The following is a 456-nucleotide window of genomic DNA, read 5'->3' on the forward strand; positions in this document are numbered from 1 at the left end:
AGGCGACGGCGTACTTCGCGAGAAACAGTTAGTCAGGTACGCCTTTATCAAAGACAACCAGTTCCTCTTTCGCATCACCACTATGTGCCGTGTGTTAAGGGTTAAGCCATCAAGCTATTACGACTGGCTAAGTCGTGATCTCAGCGACCAACAGATACATCGCAACCAGTCTGAATTACTGGTTAAAGCGGCTCACAATGAAACGAAAGAACGTTATGGCGCAGATCGACTGCATGCTCATCTAAGCGAGCAAGGCCATAACATTAGCCTGTATATGGTAAGAAGCATCAAAGAGCAACACGGCATTAAATGTCGTCGTCATAAGCGCTTTAAAGTCACCACCGACTCCAATCACAACAAGCTGGTCTATCCAAACGTACTGGATCAGAAGTTTGATGCTAAGCGCCCTAACGAGTCGTGGGTCAGCGACATCACCTATATCTGGACGAATGAGGG

General features: G+C 47.4%; 1 protein-coding gene. It reads left to right on the forward strand.

What is annotated here, in order from left to right:
- Positions 1 to 456: IS3 family transposase (locus tag ACT3SX_RS15550; protein ID WP_444761875.1), on the forward strand; the 456-nt coding region annotated here is incomplete at both ends.

Source organism: Psychrobacter sp. AOP31-B2-9 (assembly GCF_052378005.1).
Lineage (GTDB): Bacteria > Pseudomonadota > Gammaproteobacteria > Pseudomonadales > Moraxellaceae > Psychrobacter.